This is a genomic window from Leucobacter luti (assembly GCF_019464495.1).
GTDB lineage: Bacteria > Actinomycetota > Actinomycetes > Actinomycetales > Microbacteriaceae > Leucobacter > Leucobacter luti_A.
Genome location: NZ_CP080492.1, coordinates 147922 through 166178, shown reverse-complemented (window position 1 = coordinate 166178; position 18257 = coordinate 147922). Strand labels below are relative to the sequence as shown.

Annotated in this window: 18 protein-coding genes; 6 read left to right on the top strand and 12 right to left on the bottom strand. The window is 63.3% G+C overall.

Annotation, left to right across the window (positions count from 1 at the left end; genetic code table 11):
• Positions 1-47: 47 nt before the first annotated feature.
• The 9 genes from K1X41_RS00775 to hrcA form a co-directional block, all read right to left on the bottom strand.
• Positions 48-422: a DUF5684 domain-containing protein gene (locus K1X41_RS00775; protein ID WP_243642818.1), complete on the bottom strand. Its 375-nt coding sequence runs from the start codon at positions 420-422 to the stop codon at positions 48-50.
• A 35-nt stretch (positions 423-457) separates the two neighbouring features.
• Complete coding sequence (gene era, locus K1X41_RS00770; protein WP_220175092.1) at positions 458-1387, bottom strand: GTPase Era; 930 nt, start codon at positions 1385-1387, stop codon at positions 458-460.
• Positions 1384-2676 (bottom strand): hemolysin family protein, encoded by a 1293-nt coding sequence (locus K1X41_RS00765; protein ID WP_220175091.1) that lies wholly within the window; start codon positions 2674-2676, stop codon positions 1384-1386. The genes era and K1X41_RS00765 overlap by 4 nt, the downstream gene beginning before the upstream one ends.
• Entirely contained in the window at positions 2673-3134 is a 462-nt protein-coding gene (gene ybeY, locus K1X41_RS00760; protein ID WP_220175090.1) for an rRNA maturation RNase YbeY, read from the bottom strand. The genes K1X41_RS00765 and ybeY overlap by 4 nt, the downstream gene beginning before the upstream one ends.
• The gene (locus K1X41_RS00755) at positions 3131-4213 is read right to left on the bottom strand and encodes a PhoH family protein (protein ID WP_220175089.1); all 1083 of its coding nucleotides are present in this window, start codon (positions 4211-4213) and stop codon (positions 3131-3133) included. Before K1X41_RS00755 ends, ybeY begins: the two co-directional genes overlap by 4 nt.
• Positions 4203-4553 (bottom strand): HIT domain-containing protein, encoded by a 351-nt coding sequence (locus tag K1X41_RS00750; protein WP_132203085.1) that lies wholly within the window; start codon positions 4551-4553, stop codon positions 4203-4205. Before K1X41_RS00750 ends, K1X41_RS00755 begins: the two co-directional genes overlap by 11 nt.
• Positions 4554-4592: 39 nt before the next feature.
• Positions 4593-5351, bottom strand: coding sequence for a 16S rRNA (uracil(1498)-N(3))-methyltransferase (locus K1X41_RS00745; protein ID WP_132203083.1), 759 nt, complete (start codon positions 5349-5351; stop codon positions 4593-4595).
• A gap of 2 nt (positions 5352-5353) precedes the next feature.
• A complete protein-coding gene (dnaJ, locus tag K1X41_RS00740) occupies positions 5354-6454 on the bottom strand; it encodes a molecular chaperone DnaJ (protein ID WP_132203081.1) in 1101 nt (366 codons plus the stop codon).
• 64 nt (positions 6455-6518) lie between these two features.
• Positions 6519-7556: a heat-inducible transcriptional repressor HrcA gene (hrcA, locus tag K1X41_RS00735; RefSeq protein ID WP_132203079.1), complete on the bottom strand. Its 1038-nt coding sequence runs from the start codon at positions 7554-7556 to the stop codon at positions 6519-6521.
• Positions 7557-7778: 222 nt separating this feature from the next.
• Here hrcA and K1X41_RS00730 point away from each other — a divergent pair, with 222 nt between their 5' ends.
• Genes K1X41_RS00730 through phnE form a run of 4 tightly spaced genes read left to right on the top strand, consistent with a single transcriptional unit; the run spans position 7779 to position 12214 of the window.
• The gene (locus K1X41_RS00730; RefSeq protein ID WP_220175088.1) at positions 7779-8819 is read left to right on the top strand and encodes a phosphate/phosphite/phosphonate ABC transporter substrate-binding protein; all 1041 of its coding nucleotides are present in this window, start codon (positions 7779-7781) and stop codon (positions 8817-8819) included.
• A 2-nt stretch (positions 8820-8821) separates the two neighbouring features.
• On the top strand, positions 8822-9709 hold the full coding sequence (locus K1X41_RS00725; protein ID WP_220175087.1) for an inositol monophosphatase family protein: 888 nt from the start codon (positions 8822-8824) through the stop codon (positions 9707-9709).
• Entirely contained in the window at positions 9672-10475 is an 804-nt protein-coding gene (gene phnC / locus K1X41_RS00720; protein ID WP_132203073.1) for a phosphonate ABC transporter ATP-binding protein, read from the top strand. The genes K1X41_RS00725 and phnC overlap by 38 nt, the downstream gene beginning before the upstream one ends.
• Positions 10472-12214 carry a phosphonate ABC transporter, permease protein PhnE gene (gene phnE / locus K1X41_RS00715; RefSeq protein ID WP_220175086.1) on the top strand — a complete coding sequence of 581 codons (1743 nt, stop codon included), beginning with the start codon at positions 10472-10474 and terminating at the stop codon, positions 12212-12214. Before phnC ends, phnE begins: the two co-directional genes overlap by 4 nt.
• Positions 12215-12420: 206 nt before the next feature.
• Here phnE and hemW read toward each other — a convergent pair whose 3' ends face one another.
• From hemW to lepA, 3 genes are read right to left on the bottom strand one after another with little or no spacing between them, the layout of a single operon-like run.
• Entirely contained in the window at positions 12421-13647 is a 1227-nt protein-coding gene (hemW, locus tag K1X41_RS00710) for a radical SAM family heme chaperone HemW (RefSeq protein ID WP_220175085.1), read from the bottom strand.
• A gap of 22 nt (positions 13648-13669) precedes the next feature.
• Positions 13670-14908 (bottom strand): DUF1990 family protein, encoded by a 1239-nt coding sequence (locus K1X41_RS00705; RefSeq protein WP_220175084.1) that lies wholly within the window; start codon positions 14906-14908, stop codon positions 13670-13672.
• Entirely contained in the window at positions 14905-16758 is a 1854-nt protein-coding gene (lepA, locus tag K1X41_RS00700) for a translation elongation factor 4 (RefSeq protein ID WP_132203065.1), read from the bottom strand. The genes K1X41_RS00705 and lepA overlap by 4 nt, the downstream gene beginning before the upstream one ends.
• A gap of 73 nt (positions 16759-16831) precedes the next feature.
• Between lepA and K1X41_RS00695 the strand changes: the two genes are divergently transcribed.
• Positions 16832-17623, top strand: coding sequence for an MOSC domain-containing protein (locus tag K1X41_RS00695; RefSeq protein WP_220175083.1), 792 nt, complete (start codon positions 16832-16834; stop codon positions 17621-17623).
• A gap of 202 nt (positions 17624-17825) precedes the next feature.
• Positions 17826-18086, top strand: a complete 261-nt coding sequence (gene rpsT, locus K1X41_RS00690; RefSeq protein ID WP_132203063.1) for a 30S ribosomal protein S20 — start codon at positions 17826-17828, stop codon at positions 18084-18086.
• Positions 18087-18257: the final 171 nt, after the last annotated feature.

Genomic DNA, 18257 nt, shown 5'->3' with positions numbered 1-18257 from the left:
AAAACGGGGCCGTGGTGCATGCACCACGGCCCCGTTCATTGCTTCGTCTAGCGACGCGGCGTGTAGCGAGATCCACCGAAACCGAGAATCAGGTAGCCGATCGGTGAGAGGATCCAGAGCAAGAAGAACGAGAACACCCCGCCCTTCGCAAAGCGATCCCCGAGCCGAAATGCCACAAATATCGAGAAGATGAACCCGACGATCGGGATCACGTATAGCAGTGTCATCCAAGCAGAGTAGCCAGCAACTTTGACGAGCACGAAGATGTTCACGATCGGGATGATCGCAAGGATCCCCGGGTACCCCGCCTTCGAGAACACGCGCCACAGCGCGATCGCCACGACGACATACCAAATGATGGCGGCTGGACCGTAGTCCTGCATGAGACCGGTAATCGAAGCCTGATCAGTAATTGATTCCACGAGATTCCCCTCTGCGGTCGCTGAAGCCGGACCGGCTAGAACCCGAGCCTACCGAGTGCCTTCGGATCGCGCTGCCATTCCTTCAGCACCTTGACACGCATTGAGAGGAAGACTCTCCGCCCAATGAGGGCTTCAATCTCGTGCCGCGCGCGCTCGCCGACGTCACGCAGCCGCGAGCCGCCCTTGCCGATCACAATCCCTTTCTGGCTGTCGCGCTCAACATAGAGTGAGGCGTAGATCTCCAGCAGCCCGGGAGTGCCGTCCTCGGTTGGCTCCCGTTCGACCCGATCGTCCACCGTCGCCGCAAGCGAGTGCGGCAACTCGTCCCGGACGCCGTCGAGGGCGGCCTCGCGGATCAACTCTGCGATGCGGTCGTCCTCCCCCTCATCGGTGGTGTCCTCGGAATCATAGAGCGGCGGGGAAACCGGCATAAGGCCGAGCAGCACATCGGAGAGTACGTCGAGTTGTTCGTTGGTGAGCGCCGATACCGGAACGACCGCATCCCACTCCCGCAGTTCACCAAGCCTGGTGAGCTGATCGATGATCTCGCTCTGCGAGGCCTCGTCAACTTTCGTGAGGATCGCCACTTTTTTGGCCCGTGGGAAGTCTTCGAGCCGGTCGTTGATGAACCGATCGCCTGGCCCCAGTTTCTCAGTGGCGGGAACACAGAAGCCGATCACGTCGACGTCACCGAGTGTGGATTCGACGAGCGCGTTCAAACGCTCGCCAAGCAGCGTGCGGGGCCGGTGGATGCCGGGCGTATCCACGATGATGAGTTGGCCATCGGGACGATGCGCGATCCCGCGAATGGCCCGACGCGTCGTCTGCGGCTTCGGGCTGGTAATCGCGATTTTCTCCCCGACGAGAGCGTTCGTCAAGGTCGATTTTCCGACGTTGGGGCGTCCCACGAAGGAGACGAATCCGGCACGGAACTCCCCTTCTGGCTGATCCGTAAGATCCGTCATGCTGTGTCCTCCGCATCGTTGTTGCCCGCCCATCGGGCAGCGACGATCAGCAAGCGCTGCCGTCGGCGTTCCATAGTCATCGCCGTCAGTGCGATGCCTGCGACCGTGATGGTGTCTCCCTGTTCAGGGAGCCGCCCGAGTTGTTTTGCGACCAGACCCCCGACAGTGTCAACTTCGTCATCGTCGAGTTCGATCCCAAATAGATCTCCGAGTTCTTCCACCGACAGCCGCGCACTCACCAGGTACGAACCGTCGGGCTGCTGCGCCGCCTCCGGCACATCTCGATCGTGCTCGTCGCTGATCTCTCCGAGGAGCTCCTCAATAAGATCCTCAAGCGTCACCAGGCCTGAGATCCCGCCATACTCGTCAACGACGAGCGCAAGGTGGTTTGCTTCCGATTGCATCCGGCGCAACAGCTTATCGGCGCGCTGGGTCTCCGGCACGAAAACCGCAGGCTTCATGACCCGTGTCACGGGAGCGACAGGCGCCTCGTCCGGCCGGCGCAGCAGGAAACTGCTCAGATCACGCAAGTACGCGATACCAGCGACATCATCTACCTCACCTGCGATCACGGGTACGCGGGAGTGGCGTGAGGTGAGTACCTGATCGAGCGCTGCTTGCACGGTCGTTTCGCTGTCGAGTGTCACCATGTCGATTCTGGGCACCATCACTTCGCGCACGAGCGTATCTCCGAACTCGACGAGCGAGTGGATGTACTCCTGGTCGTCCGCTTCGAGCAGAGACTGCTCAGCGGCCTGATCCACCATCGAGAGCAGTTGCTGCTCATCGCGGATCCGTGCACCGCCATCACCGCGGCCCGGGGTCACTCGGTCGCCGAAGCGTTGCAGCCCGGTCGCCACCGGGCCCAGGATCACACGAATGGCGCGGATCGAGGGCGCTGCGAAGCGGATCACCTGATCCGGATGATGAGTCCCCACAGTGCGCGGGCTGGATCCCACCAGCACAAAGGTGAGTGCGGTCATCGCAAGTGTGGCAATCACCAGTTCAAGCCAGAGCTCATCAAGTGAATACGCAAGCACGAGCGTGATCAGCACCGCGGAGAGCGTTTCGGCGAAGACGCGCGCGAAGCTCAGGGCATTTGCGTGCCGCGCCTCATCCTCGGCAATTGCCTGAATCGCCGCCCCAGTGCGCGGGGACGCCTCGGCGAGCGCAATCAACTCGGCACGCGAACGCACGCCAAGCGCCGCGTCGGCAGCCGCGAGCAGGCCGCCGATTCCGAGAAGGAGGACGGCGGCGGCGAGCAGCAGAGCACTCAGGCCTAGCGTCATCGAGTGCGCTCACGCATCGCAAACGAGAGCAGGAGGTCTCGCTGCAGACCGAACATCTCAGCCTCTTCCTCGGGCGTCGCGTGGTCGAAGCCGAGCAAGTGCAGCATCCCGTGTGTCAGCAACACTGACATCTCCTGCATCAGATCGTGCCCTGCCGCCTCAGCCTGCACTTGTGCCACCTGCGGACAGATCACGATATCGCCGAGTAGTCCGGCCGGGGTCTGTGCCTCGGCGCGGCCGGGCCGCAGCTCGTCCATGGGGAAGCTCAGCACATCAGTGGGGCCTGGCTCATCCATCCACTGCACGTGCAGTTGCTCAATCGCAGCTTCATCCGACATCACGACGCCGAGTTCGGCGTCGGGGTGCACGTGCATCGATTCCAGTACGAAGGCCGCGAGTCGCTGCAGTCGTTCTTCTTCGACGGCGATCCCTGACTCATTGTTGATCTCGACGATCATCCCAGTTGCTCCTCAGCGTTCACGGATTCGGTGGCGGCACGTGCTGTGCGCGCAAGTTCTGCGGCCGATTGCGCGGCCGCACGCCGTTCATCGTGCACAGCGTAGGCGTCGACGATCCGACCAACGAGACTGTGGCGCACGATGTCGTCAGCGCCAAGTTCAGCGAAGTGGATGTCCTCAACGCCACGCAGGATGTTGTTCACGACGCGCAGCCCGCTTGCGGCGATTGGCAGATCCACCTGGGTGATATCACCCGTGACCACCATCTTCGAACCGTAGCCGAGCCGGGTAAGAAACATTTTCATCTGTTCGGGCGTGGTGTTCTGAGCCTCGTCGAGCACAACAAACGACTCGTTCAGCGTTCGCCCGCGCATATACGCGAGTGGGGCGACCTCGATCGTGCCGTTCGTGAGCAACTTCGGCACCATATCGGCATCCATCATCGATCCGATCGCGTCGAATAGCGGACGCAAGTACGGATCGATTTTGTCTTCGAGCGTGCCGGGCAAATAGCCGAGGCGCTCCCCCGCTTCAACCGCGGGGCGCGTGAGAATGATCTTCGCGACTTCGCGACGCTGCAGCGCTTGCACGGCCTTTGCCATCGCGAGGTACGTTTTGCCTGTGCCTGCAGGCCCGATCCCAAACACGATCGTGTTCGCGTCAATCGCGTCGACGTAGGCACGCTGCCCTCGGGTCTGCGGACGCACAGAATTCCCCCGCACCGTCAAAATCGGCGCGCTCAGCACCTGTGCCGCGGTGGGCCCATTGCCCTCGTGCACCATACGGGTGACCTCCTTGACATCAGAGCGAGACACCGGACCACTCCGGCGCGCAAGTTCGAGTACCTCACGGACGACGCTCTCCGCTGTGCGCACTGCGGCGACGGGCCCGCGGAGTGTGAGCACCTCGTCACGCGAATGAAAGGAGACTTCCGGGTGCTGAGATTCGAGGTCACGAATGAGCTGATCCCGGTGGCCGAGAAAGGACGCCAGATCGATCCCGGTCAGCAGCACAGTGCGCTGCAGTTCGGAACCATCAGCTGAGGTGGTGGAACTGGAATGCGTTGGTTCAGGATCCAACGAGTGAACTCTCCTCGAGATTTCCGGCGAGCACGTGTGCGTGCACGTGGAACACGGTTTGTCCTACGGATGCGCCATTGTTGAAAATAAGACGGAACTCGCCGTTCGCGTGTTCAGCTGCGAGCTGTTGTGCGACGGTCACCATTTCCGCTAGGGTCTCGGGATCGCCCGCAGCAAGCTCCGTCACATTGGCGTACGCCGTTGACTTGGGGATCACGAGCAGGTGCACGGGAGCCTGCGGGTGCATATCGGGGAACGCAATGACCCGATCTGTTTCCGCGAGAATCTCGACCGGGATTTCGCCCGAGACGATCTTGCCGAACACCGTTTCAGTAGCCATGCGATCAGTCTACGGCAGGGACGGGGCGCACACCCAGCGCTACCACCGCCCGAGCACCATGTTCAGCACAGCCAGGCCGGCAGGACCAGCACTGGAGGTGCGCAGTACTGTCGATCCGAGCGTGAGGATCTGCGCGCCGGCGGTGTCGAGCGCCTCAAGCTCTGAGTCATCGAAGCCACCCTCTGGTCCAACGACCAGGAAGAGATCGCGGACTTCCTGCGTGAGACAGACTGCTGCCCAACCGCTCAGCGTACCCAAGCCGCGCGGGTGCAACACCAACACCTCTGAGCCCTCGCGGCTGGCGTGCTGTGCAAGCTCTGCGAGGGTGGTAGGAGCCAAGACGTCCGGCGTCCATGGCCGCAGCGATTGCTTGGCGGCCTCCCGCGCGATGCGCTGCCACTTTGCCACTCCGCGCTCAGTCTTCTCGCCAGGGGCCCAGCGCGACACGGAGCGCGCGGCACCCCATGGCTGAATCGCGTCGATCCCGAATTCTGTGGCTTGCTCCACCGCACGTTCATCACGATCGCCCTTGGCGAGGGCCTGCACCAGCGTGATGCGCTGCCGAGGGGATGGCACCTGCTGGACCTCCGCGAGGCGAACGACGAAACGCTGCTTATCCGCAGCAATCACCTCACCGAGGCCGAGCGAACCCGCACCGTTTCCGAGCATGATGTGCTCGCCAACACGCAGGCGGCTCACCCGCACCGCATGGTGAGCCTCGTCACCGACCACCTCGAGTTCTGCGCCTGAGACAAACTCTGCGGCCGACAGCTCCTCGCGATAGTAGAGGTTCGCCACGGCTATCCCTGACGGAAGAAGCGATCGCGGATCTTGCCAAAGAAGCCTTGCTGGAACTCGCCGAGGTGTGGTGGCTCGTCCTTGCGGAGCGCAGCGAGTTGGCGCACGAGATCCTTCTCGCGTCCGGAGAGCTTACTCGGAGTGGCGACCTGGACCGCAATCTTCAAGTCGCCTCGCGTCGTGCTGCGAAGTCCCTGGATGCCGCGTCCGCGGACGGTCAAGACGTCACCCGACTGCACTCCGGCTTCAACCTCAACTTCGACCTCGCCGTCGAGGGCCTCGAGCTTGGCGTCGGCGCCGAGAATCGCGTCGGTCATCGAAACCTGCATGGTGCAGAGCAGGTCATTGCCATCGCGGCTGAAGATATCGTGGTGCATGACACGGAACTCAATGAAGAGATCGCCATTGGGGCCGCCACCGGGGCCAACTTCCCCTCCACCGCGCATTTGCAACCGGGTGCCGGTATCGATTCCCGAGGGAACATCGACGGTGAGCGTGCGGCGCTCGCGCACACGGCCCTTCCCCGCGCACTCGACACAGGGATGCTCGATGATGGTGCCGTACCCCTGGCAGCTGCCACACGGGTGCATCGTCACCACATTGCCGAACAGTGAGCGCACCTGGCGCTGCACCTGGCCCTGACCGCCGCAGACATCACAGGTGACTGGGTGAGTGCCCGGTTGCGTGCAGCTCCCCTGGCACACGGTGCAGAGCACCGCCGTGTTCACGGTGACGTCACGCTGCACCCCAAAGATGACATCCTGCAGGGAAACGTCCACACGAATCATCGCGTCATCGCCGCGTTCCGCGCGCGATCGTGGACCGCGCTGCTGGCCGCCGAAGCCACCGCCTCCGAAGAACGTCTCAAAGATGTCGCCAAAGCCGTTCGCACCGCCCTGGCCACCGCCCAGGTCGTACCGCTGCCGCTGCTCAGGATCGCTCAACACGTCATACGCGTGAGTCACGCTCTTGAACCGCTCCGAGGCGTCCTCGCTGGGGTTGACATCAGGGTGCAGTTCTCGCGCCAGCCGGCGATAGGCCTTCTTGATCTCCTCGGGCGTCGCTTCGCGCGAAACGCCCAAAGTCTCGTAGTGATCGGCCACGGGGTGTACTCCTCAGGGTTGTTCGTGTGTTCGTACAGTTCGGTGATGCTGACGGTGCGCGAGGCTACCGCTCTTCACCCAGGAATCGGTTCAAGTACCGTGCAACAGCGCGGACCGCCGCGATGTTCCCGGCGTAGTCCATGCGCATCGGGCCAAGCACGCCGAGCTTTGCGACCGTCGCTCCTTCTTCTTCGTAGCTCGAGGCGAGCACAGAAGCTGCTGAGAGTCCGTATGCGAGGTTCTCGCGCCCGATCGACGCGGTAACATCGCGACCATCCTGCACCAGCTCGTCAAAGAGACGCAGCAGGGTCACTTGCTCCTCGATAGCTTCAAGCACCACGGGCAACGCACCCTGGAACTCGCCGGGACGCGATACGTTGGCAGCACCGGCCACTGCGATCCGATCGGTGCGGTTCGCGCTCAGTTGTGAGCCAACCACATCGAGAACGCGGCGAACCAGATCAGCTTCGCCCGGCTCTGACCACTCAGAAATTCGGGCGGTCAGCGTGCCGATTGCCGCCGCGGCAGCCTCGACATCAGCACCCACCGCAGCCTCCGCGATCCGCTCACGCAGTCCGTGCACCCAAGCTTCAGTGACCTGTGAGGCGGGCAACCAAGCGACCTGTTGCTCGACGACTCCGCTACCCAGGATCAAGACGCAGAGCACTCGATCCTCCCCGATCGCCACCAAGTCAATATGGCGCACAACGGTGCGACGCAAGGACGGGTACTGCGCCACAGCCACCTGGTTCGTGAGCTGTGAGAGCAATCGAACCGTGCGTGCCATAACGTCGTGGAGATCGGTTGACTCGCCAAGGAATCGCTCGATCGCCGCGCGTTGAGCTCCGGTGAGCGGGCGAACGCTCGCGAGCGTATCGACATAGAGACGGTACCCCTTGTCAGTGGGTACGCGGCCGGACGAGGTGTGCGGTTGGGCGATGAGTTCGTCGTCCTCAAGCAAGGCCATATCGTTGCGAATCGTCGCCGCGGAGACGCCGAATTGGTGCCGATCAACAATGGCTTTCGAACCCACAGGTTCGTTGGAGGAGACGTAGTCGCTCACGATGGCGTGCAACACCGCCAGACTCCGTTCGGAAACCATGACCCCTCCTCCCGGCGCCGCACTATCTTTGGCACTCAGCATCACTGAGTGCCAAGTCTAGCGCAGGTGACCCGGCAGTTTCCGTGCACTGCCGAAACGTCAGCGAGCGCCAGCTGTGTCGCCAGCGAGCACCAGTTCCGGAGAGGTGCATCGCGCTCTCCCCCCGTACGCAGCGAAGAGCGACGACCGCTGTCTGCACAGAAGTGCAAGCAGCGTGCACAGATGGGCAAGGGCGCAGCTCTGGCCGGGGATAGCCTTGCCCCAGAGATCATCGACCTCCTCCCTTTGCGGCGTCCCGTCAGCCGCGTTGACGAACCCAGCGTTCAGGAGGAAATTGAGATGCGAAAACTCACCCCGCTCATCGCCGCAATTGCTGCGCCATTGCTTGCTGTGTCACTCGTTGGCTGCAGCAGCAACGACGAAGCCGGTGGCACGCAGACGATTCGCTTCGGCGTGGTTCCCGCCGAAACAGTTGAGGCGACGCTCGGCAACTATCGGATCTTTACCGAGCTATTCGAGCAGGAAACTGGGCTCGCGATCGAGATCCTCGAGGCCACCAACGTTGCCCCAGTGGTCGAGGCGACAATTGCCGGGGACCTCGATCTCGTGATGCTTGGGCCGTTCGCTCAGATCATGGCACGCGACAATGGCGCACAGATCGACACCATTGGCGCCCTGGTCGATGCCCCCACCGAGACTCACAATTCTGCGGTTGGACTGGTTCGTGCTGATAGCGCGATCACCGGGTTGGCTGACATGCGGGGAGCAGACGTCTGCTTTATCGACCCGGGTTCCGCCACCGGCTACCTATTCCCCTCCGCCGGCTTCCTTGAGCTCGGTATTGATCCGGAGGTGGACCTCAACGCTATCTTCATCGGCGATCACGCTTCCGCGGTGCAGTCGATGCTCGACGGGGAGTGCGCCGCGGTATTCACTTTTGGCACCAACCGCGAGTATCTGGACCGAGCGGACGAGTTCACCGAGGTGTGGCGGGCCGAGGTTCCGAGCCCGGGAATTTCGATTTCCACCGAGCTCGATCCGGAGCTTCGGAAGACCATCAGCGAAGCCGTCCTCAAGATCAACGGGGACTTCGCTATCGAGCAGAACGCGTGTCCAGCAGACCGGCGTAGTGACTCCGCCAACGGCGAGATTTGCCACGCCGTCGACGTGTTCTGGGGCGTCATTCCACAGGAAGAAAGCTACTGGGAAGCCCTCAGAGAGGTGTGCAAGATCACCCGTGCGCCGGCCTGCGAGGAGGTGTAGCCGTGCGGGATGCGGCTCTGGTTGATGCGCTCGCGAGTGCTGCACGCGTCGCGGCGGAGCTTGTCTCAGAAGATATCGCGGACCACTACCGCACCGACCTCGACATCAGGTACAAAAGCAGCGCAAGTGACCCGGTGACTGAGATCGACCGTCGCTCGGAGCAGCGAATCTCCGCACAGCTGCTGCGGGAGTTTCCCGGCTCAACAATTGTGGGTGAGGAGTTCGGTCATCGCACCGGAGGCGATGATGATGTGCGCTGGCACATCGATCCCATTGACGGGACGCTCAACTACATCAGCGGCATCCCGTACTTTTGCACCTCGATCGGCGTCGAAGTCGCTGGAAGGCTCGTCGCGGGAGCGGTGCATGACCCACTCGAGCGCGAAACGTTCTGGGCAGACACCACGGGAGCCTGGATCAACGACGCGCCACTCCCCTACACGAACACTCACGAGGGCAAGCCCGGCGTGCTGACGATCTGGCCCTTCGTCGGTGAAACACCCACCGCCCCAGGCTCGCCCCAGCTCCTCACGCACTTGCGTGCCCTTGGACCAGTCCGCGGACGCGGTTCGTTTGCGCTGCAACTGGCACACGTCGCAGCCGGGCGGGCACGTGTGGCGTTTGAACTCCGGGCAGCGCAACCCTGGGACGTCGCGGCAGGGTTTGCGCTCGCCAGCGCCGTCGGATGCAGCATTCGCGTGCTCGACCCCCCGCCCCCCGGATTCGGCCAGTGGGCCGGCCCGAGCTATGTGGTTGCGCGCTCCCCCCAAGTTGCGGATCAGATCGCCGCAGCCGCACACCCACTCCTGACCGGTGCGACACCGCAGTCCACCGTCGAGAAAGGAACGAAACATGGAAGCCACGACGCATCCGGCCGAACTGGCGGTTGACCTCCGCAACATCACGAAGTCGTTTGACGGGAGTGCGGTGCCAGCGCTCGCTGGCATCGACCTCGCAGTCCCGTACCGGCAACGTCTTGTCCTCCTCGGTCTCTCGGGCTCAGGGAAGTCAACCACGTTGCGACTCCTGAACCGACTCCACGATCCGAGCACAGGGGATCTGACAGTGCTCGGCACGGACCCGCTGGCGATGCGGGGACGCCAGCTCCGGCAGTTCCGCCAGCGCGTGGCGTTCGTCTTTCAGCATTTCAACCTGGTGGGCCGGCTCAGCGCGATTGAAAACGTACTGGCAGGCGGCCTCGGCACACTCCGCGGGCCACGTTCTGGCCTCCTGATGTACCCAAATCGGATGCGATTGGCGGCACTCGAACAGCTCGACCGTGTCGGGCTCGCTGATTACGCATTTCAACGCGCGGGCACACTCTCGGGCGGCCAACAGCAGCGGGTGGGGATCGCTCGAGCGCTGTTCCAGCAACCGGAGCTTCTGCTCGCTGACGAGCCAGTCGCCTCGCTCGACCCCGAATCATCGCGGCAGGTACTGGACATCCTCCAGCAGGTGAGTGAGGAAGACGGACTCACCGTGATCTGCAGTCTGCATCAAGTGGAGGTCGCGATCGACTGGGCCGACCGCATCGTCGGGCTCCGCGGGGGTCAGATCGTATTCGACCGGGATGCGGGCGACGTGCAACCAGACGACGTCGCCTTGATTTACCGAGCCGAAGAATCGAACGCACACACACCGGAGGCACCCGAATGACTCAGCGCTCGATGACGACACCCGTCGACCCTGCGCCGCTTCGAGCAGCACTGCGGCCGCCTCCGAACGCGCAGCGGCGCCGCCTCGTCGTCACCGCACTCATTCTGGCGGCACTGTTTCTGGCCGCGCTCTGGAACACGAACTTCACGCCATGGAACGTGTTCGGCCGCCTCGATTCGATCAGAGATCTGCTTGAGCGGCTGGTGCCACCGAACTTCACTGACTGGCGGCGCTATGTCCAGGCGGTAGTTGAGACGCTCTGGATGGTGACAGCTGGCACTGCCATCGCAGTCGTGATCGCGATCCCCCTCGCTGTGTGTGCTGCCCGGAACACCACAACGGGACCAGTGGCCTATAGCATTGCTCGCTTCGTGATCACGCTGACCCGAGCAATCCCGTCGCTCGTCCTCGCGCTCCTCTTCGTGCGCGCCATCGGCGTCGGACCGACCGCTGGCGTACTCGCCATGGGCTTCAGCTCGGTGGGCATGATCGGCAAATTCTTCGCAGATCGCATCGAGGAAATTGACGAGGGCATCGTGGAAGCAAGCAGGGCAACGGGCGCCACCAGACTGCAGACCTTCGTTGCTGCCGTGCTGCCGCAAGTCGCGTCGAACTGGATCTCGCTCGGCCTCTACCGCTTCGACATCAACCTGAGAAACGCGGTAATACTCGGCTTCGTCGGAGCCGGCGGGATCGGCTTTGAGCTGCAGCGCGTGCTGGGACAGATGGTGTACACCCGCGTGCTCGCAATTGCCCTCATCATCTTCGTACTCGTGCTCCTCGTCGAGCAGCTCTCCGCTATCGCCCGGACCGCGATCCTCGGGTCATCGGCCCCCGCACGGCACAATCCCTTCTCGGTACGTGCGCGCCTCATGTCGACACGAGCCCCCGTGAGTACCAGCACACACGCCACCTCGGCCCTCACGATTCCCGTGCGCCCAGCGCGCAGAGGCGGCCCCATCCGCGCAGGCTGGGGCCCAGATCGGCTGACCCGGTGGATTCTCGGCTGGAGTGCGCTCGCGCTGATCCTCACGAGCTTCCTCATGCTCAGACTCGGCCCAGGCCAAATAGGCGTGGCCCTCAGAGAGATTGGCCCGTATCTCCTGGGTATGTTCCCACCAGACTTCGTGACCAACCTCGCTCCCCACCTCTCCCTGATGCTGGAGACGCTCTCGATGGCGCTCGCCGCAGCGACACTGGGGCTGATTCTGGCGCTGCCAGTCGGGATCATCGCCGCGAAGAACGCCACGTTCCACCCGGTTGCCGCGCGGCTGAGCCGGCTGCTCACCCTCGTGGTGCGAGGCATTCCCGACCTCATGCTCGCCATCTTGCTCGTCGTCGCAGTGGGTCTTGGCCCCCTTGCCGGGGTCTTAGCGCTCACGATTGGTGCGATCGGTTTCACCGGCAAGCTCATCGCCGATGCCATCGAAGATACCGATCTGTCACGCACTACCGAAGCGCTGGACGCTGTCGGTGCCGGGTGGCTGCAACGTACCGTGACATCCACCATCCCGACCGCCTTCCCCGCAATCATCGGGGCCGGGCTGTTTACTTTCGACGTCTTTGTCCGTTCAGCCACCATCATGGGGGTCGTTGGAGCTGGCGGGATCGGGTTGGCCCTTGACGCATCGATTCGGGGGCGGCAGCTCGATCAAACGCTCGCGCTCATCATTATGATCCTCCTGACCGTATATGCCACAGAGCGACTCTCCGTTTGGCTACGGAAGCAGGTCTTGTGAACCGGAGAGCTCAGGCTGCGGGGCTGCGCTGAACTGCTGCGGTCACGGCTGGAGCGGCCGGGTTCAGTCGCGGCTCGGAGTCTCCTTCGCTGCAGTTCGCAGCTTCTGCAGGTTCTGCAGAAGCGGCAGGTTCTGCAGCATCTGCCGCGACAGCTTCTGCGAGCCCCGAGAAAGCCGCGCGGCACACGTTGCCAGTGTGCCGCCTGTCAAGCTCCGAGCAGGCGGTGCACCACGGTGTCGGCGAGGAGGCGTCCGCGCAGCGTTGGCACCACGCGCCCACCGATCGCCGCGCGGCCATCGACGAGCCCCTCGGCGATCAACGCTGAGACAACCGCCCGTTCGTCGGAATCCAGCACGTGGGTGGGCAGACCGTCAACAATCCGGGTTTCGAGGAGCACTCGTTCCTCGCGACGAGCGGTGTCGCTCAGCAGCTCACGGGCATGCGCCGGAGAGACACCCTCGTTCACCCGGGTGGCATAGGCACCGGGGTGCTTCACATTCCACCACCGCACTCCCCCGATATGGCTGTGCGCGCCGGGTCCAGCTGCCCACCAATCCTCACCGGTCCAGTAGGAGAGATTGTGTCGTGAGCGCGTGTCCGCACTCCGAGACCAGTTGCTGATCTCGTACCAGCCCAGGCCAGCTGCGGAGAATCGCGCGTCGGCGAGCTCGTACATCTCGGCGTGCAGATCCTCATCTGGCTGCGCAACTTCGCCGCGACGGATCTGTGCCGCAAGCTTCGTGCCCGATTCGACAATCAGGGCATATGCCGAAATATGATCCGGATTGCACACGAGCGCGGCATCGATAGATCGTTCCCAGTCAGCTAGCGACTCTCCCGGTGTCCCATAGATCAAGTCGACACTCACCTGCAAACCTGCCTCACGCGCCCAGGCGACCACCTGCGGCACGCGCTCAGGCTGATGCGTGCGATCGAGCGTGCGGAGCACATGCGGCACAGCAGACTGCATTCCAAAGCTCACTCGTGTGAATCCTGCGGCCGCCAGCTCTTGCAGGTAGGCCGCGTCAACCGAATCCGGGTTTGCCTCGGTCGTCACTTCAGCGCCTGGTGCGAGACCCCACTCGGTCTTGATCCTGCTCAGCATCGCAGTGAGGTCGCTCGCGGGCAACAGCGTTGGCGTACCGCCCCCGAAAAATACGGTGGACACCGCGCGCTCGGGAAGCCCAGCCTCGCGCATCACGCGGGCACCGAAGGCGAGTTCCCACTCCACCTGATCCGCGTACTCGTCGCGGCGGGTGCCCCCGAGTTCGCTTGCCGTGTAGGTATTGAAGTCGCAGTACCCGCAGCGCACGCGGCAGTAGGGCACGTGCACATACACGCCAAATCGGCGTGTCTGCGCACCGTCTAACACGCTCGCGGGCAACGCCCCGTTCGCAGGTGCCGGATCGCCCTCAGGCAGTGCGCTCGGCATCGGAGGTTCTCGCTCTCATTCGTTACGCACGGGGTGTGCCCGGGCGACGCTTATGTGTCACTCGTTGGTTCGCCGTATCGACTGAACCTGGAACCGGTGGGGCTTCTGGCGCCTGTGATCCCTCTGCGGTGTCGGTTGCGACCGAGCCGTCCTCAGATGAGCCCGCAGGAGCGGAGTCGTGCTCCCTCACAAGCTCCTGTTCCTGTTCCTGTTCCTGTTCCTCATCCTGCTCCGGATCCTGACGCGACGCAGTGTCACCGGCAGTCGCACTTGAGTCAGGAGTGGATTCCACCGGAACCGAAGGGTCAGCAGGCTCAGCAGGCTCAGCAGACTCAGCGGGAACCCCAGACGCTTCAGAGTCAGCAGGCTCAGCGGGAGCCCCAGACGCCTCAAGGTCCGCAGGTTCAGCGGGAGCCCCAGACGCTTCAGAGTCAGCAGGCTCGGCAGGAGCCCCAGACGCCTCAAGGTCCGCAGGTTCAGAAGGAGCCGCAGGTGCGGCAGCGCTCGTCGGGTCCGCAGCGTCCCCCGGCTCTGCCGCTGTCGGAGTACCACGCAATTCGGGGGCGGGATCCTCAGGAGCAGCTGTCGCCGTGGAATCAATATCCACGCCGTTGGCCTGCGCCCCAGGTGCGAGCGCCGCAAGCTGCTTGCGCACCGCCTCTACGGCAAGCTTGACCTCGGCCCGAGCCCGCAGTCCCAGTAGTCCGCTCTTCGGCGCCTCGAGGAAACCGCGGGAAATCGCCCACACGGTGTCGTCGTCACGGAGCTCGACGGCGAACAACTGCTCCCCGACGGGACCGTCCTCGTCTCTCGTGCCCCAGGCAAAGCCGACGCGGCGCGGCTCGGAGACCGTGTACACCACGAGAATATCGCGATCAGGCTTTCCCGGCGTACCGAGCACCGCCGTCGTTCCGGCAACCACGTACGGTTCACCCTCAGGGCCGAAGTGTTCCTCAACTTCGCCGGCGGCTTGCGGCATGCCAGCACCGTCGAAGCTCGGGCTGAGATAGGTGGCTCCCGTGCCGCGCTCAGTTTCGCGAACGGTGAACCCGCCGCCGCGCTGGGCGCCCCAGGTCATCAGCAGGCTGGATGCGAGGAGGAACCGTTCCTGCCCACTCCCCAGGCGCAGCTCCTCCTCGTAGGGAGTGCTGCCGCTCGGCGGGAAGCGCATCAGATCTGGTGCACGCGATGCGCCGACTGCCGCGTACGCAACGGGCATATCGACGTGGTTGCGGCGCCGCGGGGGCTGGCCCGCGCTCATCGCTTCGCCGCGTCCTTGCCTTCCACGTCCCCCGAAAGGGCGGCGATGAACGCTTCTTGCGGCACCTCGACGCGGCCGACCATCTTCATGCGCTTCTTGCCTTCCTTCTGCTTCTCGAGCAGCTTGCGCTTGCGGCTAATGTCGCCACCGTAGCACTTGGCAAGGACATCCTTGCGGATCGCACGAATCGTTTCACGGGCAATCACGCGCGCACCAATTGCAGCCTGGATCGGGACTTCGAACTGCTGCCGCGGGATCAATTTGCGCAGTCGCTCAGCCATCATCGTGCCGTAGGCGTAAGCCGAGTCGCGGTGCACAATCGCGCTGAACGCATCGACCGCTTCTCCCTGCAACAGGATGTCCACCTTGACGAGGTCGGCTTCCTGATCCCCCATCGGCTCGTAGTCGAGGCTCGCGTAGCCCTGGGTACGACTCTTCAGATGATCGAAGAAGTCGAACACGATTTCTCCGAGCGGCATGCTGTAGCGCAGCTCAACACGCTCACCGAGATACTCCATCCCCATGAGGTTGCCCCGTCGGCTCTGGCACAGCTCCATGATCGCCCCGACATAGTCTTTCGGTGCGAGGATGGCAGTTTTGACGACCGGTTCGCGGACGCTCGCGATCTTTCCGTCGGGGTATTCCGAAGGGTTTGTGACGGTCACTTCTTTGCCATCGTCCGTGGTGACCTGGTAAATCACACTGGGCGCGGTGGCGATGAGATCGAGGTCGAATTCGCGGCGCAGGCGCTCTGAGACGATCTCGAGGTGCAACAGGCCGAGGAATCCGCAACGGAAGCCGAAGCCGAGCGCGACAGACGTTTCCGGTTCGAACTGCAGCGCCGCATCCTCAAGCTTGAGCTTGTCCAGGGCTTCACGGAGCACCGGGTAGTCACTGCCGTCGAGCGGGTACAGCCCGGAGAACACCATCGGCTTCGGATCGGTGTAGCCGGGCAGCGCCTCAGAAGCGGGATTGCGCTTCGAAGTAATCGTGTCTCCGACTTTCGACTGACGCACGTCTTTCACGCCGGTAATGAGGTAGCCCACCTCGCCGACTGCGAGCCCCTTCGTTGGTGTCGGCTCCGGAGACGACACACCAATCTCAAGCGCTTCGTGATCAGACCCGGTCGACATCATCTGCACCTTTTCACGCGGTGAGAGTTTGCCGTCAATCATGCGCACGTAGGTGACAACACCGCGGTAGGCGTCGTACACCGAGTCAAAGATCATCGCCCGGGGTGGCGCGTCGGGGTCGCCAACGGGGGCCGGAATCCGCTGCACAACACTGTCGAGCAGCTCTTCGACGCCTGCCCCGGTTTTGCCAGACACCTTCAAAATGTCCTCGGGGTTTCCGCCGATGAGATCAGCGATCTCGCGCGACACGCGCTCAGGGTCCGCGGCAGGAAGATCGATCTTATTCAGCACGGGAATGATCTCAAGGTCGTTCTCCATGGCGAGATAGAGGTTCGCGAGCGTCTGCGCCTCAATCCCCTGTGCTGCGTCAACGAGCAGAATGGCGCCTTCACACGCTGCAAGTGAGCGCGAGACTTCATAGCTGAAGTCGACGTGACCCGGCGTGTCGATCATGTTGAGTGCGTACGCGGTGCCATCGGCATCCCAGTGCATGCGGACGGCCTGCGACTTGATCGTGATACCGCGCTCGCGCTCAATATCCATGCGATCGAGGTACTGCGCCCGCATTTCGCGGTCGGGTACGGTGCCCGTGACCTGCAACATGCGGTCAGCAAGCGTCGACTTGCCGTGATCGATGTGCGCAATGATGCAAAAGTTGCGGATGCGCGCGGGGTCGGTCGACGCCGGGACAGGAGGGTTCACGCTGCGTGGAGACATTGTGAGCCATTATCGCATGCAGCGAGCGCCAGTCGCTCATTGAGCCACGAACAGGCTCTGCAAAGATGGGGTCATGGCCACAGTCGTCGCGCTCTCGCGCTACCCAGTGAAGGGGTTTACCCCCGAACCCGTGCAATCGCTGCTGGTGCAGGATGATGGCAGGATCTCAGGTGACCGCGTACTGGCCTTCCGCTTCGCCGATGCGGTGGAGCCCGAGGACCGTGACGGCCTCGATTCGTGGCCGAAGGCTGGAGGGCTTTCGCTCCAGGACTTCCCAGCGCTCGCTGAGCTGCGTCTGGAGTATGCCGCGGAAAGTGGCACGGTTCGCCTCTCTCGTGACGGCAGGGTGCTCGTGCAGGCTGGTCTCGACACTGCAGGACGGCTGGCACTCGAGGACGCGGTGACCGAGTTCGTGCTCACCACTCCTGAGGCCAAACGTCTGCAGCGACCCGGACGCCTTCCCCTCAAACTCCTGGGTGACGGGATCACCTCCCGCTTTCAGGATCGCGCACGGGGCTACATTTCCGTGCACAGCAGCGCGAGCGTACAGGCGCTCTCCACGGTGCTCGACACGACGGTGGACGACCGGCGTTTTCGTTCGAACATCGTGATCGACGGCGTGCCCGCCGAGGCCGAGCTCGCGTGGCGCGGACCAGTCACAATTGGCGGCGTCGAGTTTGCTCCGCAGCACTCAATCGTGCGCTGCCTCGCCACCCACGCGAATCCAGACACGGGCAAGCGCGACCTGAGGATCTTGACCACTCTCACGCAGCAGCTCGGGCAACACGAACCAACGCTGGGACGGCTCTTGCTCCCCACCGGCTCAGGTGGCGAGATCCACGTCGGCGATGAGGTGAGCTGGTGAGTGGCGCTTGGCTCAGCTCCGACTTCAGAGAGGGAGACCCTCAAGCGCGCCGCGCCGCGTCCGGTCTCATTCGATTTACGCGGATATCTGCTAGAGTTGGTTCTTGGCTTGCGTGTGGCTCACACCACACACCCCGCAAGGTGCCCTCTCTCGCCGCGCGGATTCACCTGTTTAACCCGTACCGTTAAGGACACCCCACAACGTGGCAAACATTAAGTCGCAGATCAAGCGCATCAAGACCAACCTGAAGGCTACCGAGCGTAACCGCGCGTACAAGAGCGAGCTCCGCACCGCGGTCCGCGCGACGCGTGTGGCCATCACTGCCGGCGACAAGACCGTCGCTGAGGAGAAGCTCCAGGTCGCGAGCCGCAAGCTCGATAAGGCCGTTTCCAAGGGCGTTATCCACAAGAACCAGGCAGCGAACCGCAAGTCGGCTCTCGCGAGCCAGGTTGCTGCGCTCTAAGCATCGTGCTTCGAGATCCTCTGGATCTCACCCAAACGGGCTCCGCTACGGCGGGGCCCGTTTTGCGTTGCCCTCCGACGTCTCAGCCGCACCCGAGCGAACAGCCGTACCCCGCCCTCCCCGCAAACGATCCGAGTTGGGCGCGGCGCCGGGCAGTGTGCTGGCTCCACC

Coding starts and splice junctions, on each gene's coding strand:
- era (WP_220175092.1), bottom strand. CDS start 1,387: ATGACGGATCTTACGGATCAGCCAGAAGGGGAGTTCCGTGCCGGATTC.
- K1X41_RS00765 (WP_220175091.1), bottom strand. CDS start 2,676: ATGACGCTAGGCCTGAGTGCTCTGCTGCTCGCCGCCGCCGTCCTCCTT.
- ybeY (WP_220175090.1), bottom strand. CDS start 3,134: ATGATCGTCGAGATCAACAATGAGTCAGGGATCGCCGTCGAAGAAGAA.
- K1X41_RS00750 (WP_132203085.1), bottom strand. CDS start 4,553: ATGGCTACTGAAACGGTGTTCGGCAAGATCGTCTCGGGCGAAATCCCG.
- hrcA (WP_132203079.1), bottom strand. CDS start 7,556: ATGGTTTCCGAACGGAGTCTGGCGGTGTTGCACGCCATCGTGAGCGAC.
- K1X41_RS00730 (WP_220175088.1), top strand. CDS start 7,779: ATGGGCAAGGGCGCAGCTCTGGCCGGGGATAGCCTTGCCCCAGAGATC.
- phnC (WP_132203073.1), top strand. CDS start 9,672: ATGGAAGCCACGACGCATCCGGCCGAACTGGCGGTTGACCTCCGCAAC.
- phnE (WP_220175086.1), top strand. CDS start 10,472: ATGACTCAGCGCTCGATGACGACACCCGTCGACCCTGCGCCGCTTCGA.
- hemW (WP_220175085.1), bottom strand. CDS start 13,647: ATGCCGAGCGCACTGCCTGAGGGCGATCCGGCACCTGCGAACGGGGCG.
- K1X41_RS00705 (WP_220175084.1), bottom strand. CDS start 14,908: ATGAGCGCGGGCCAGCCCCCGCGGCGCCGCAACCACGTCGATATGCCC.
- lepA (WP_132203065.1), bottom strand. CDS start 16,758: ATGTCTCCACGCAGCGTGAACCCTCCTGTCCCGGCGTCGACCGACCCC.
- K1X41_RS00695 (WP_220175083.1), top strand. CDS start 16,832: ATGGCCACAGTCGTCGCGCTCTCGCGCTACCCAGTGAAGGGGTTTACC.